The sequence below is a fragment of the Tritonibacter sp. SIMBA_163 genome (genome assembly GCF_046535935.1).
Taxonomy (GTDB): domain Bacteria; phylum Pseudomonadota; class Alphaproteobacteria; order Rhodobacterales; family Rhodobacteraceae; genus Epibacterium; species Epibacterium scottomollicae.
The window spans coordinates 1-257 of the sequence record NZ_JAWJBP010000793.1; the positions used below are offsets into that span (position 1 = coordinate 1).

General features: G+C 60.3%; 1 protein-coding gene. It reads left to right on the forward strand.

The window, feature by feature from the left end; all coding sequences use genetic code 11:
• A partial coding sequence (locus R0J92_RS24500; protein ID WP_411053599.1) for a hypothetical protein occupies positions 1-257 on the forward strand: 257 nt, incomplete at both ends.

Here is a 257-nt window from a genome sequence, read left to right on the forward strand (position 1 = left end):
TGGATCATCGGCACCTTCGAGAGCCTGCAACTCCATCTGTCGGTGGCCAGCGTCGTGGCTCTGCTGCTTGCACTGATCCTTCGGCGCGGGATTTTCCCGGCCGCTCTGCTCGCCCTAGCCCTTGTCTTCCTCCTCCATTCGATCTGGATGCCGCGTGACTTTGCCCAGTCACCGATCGCCGTCGCGGCAACCGAAGAACCGATGCTCCGGCTGATGTCTTTCAACATCCTGATGAACAACACCGAAAACGGCGAGGC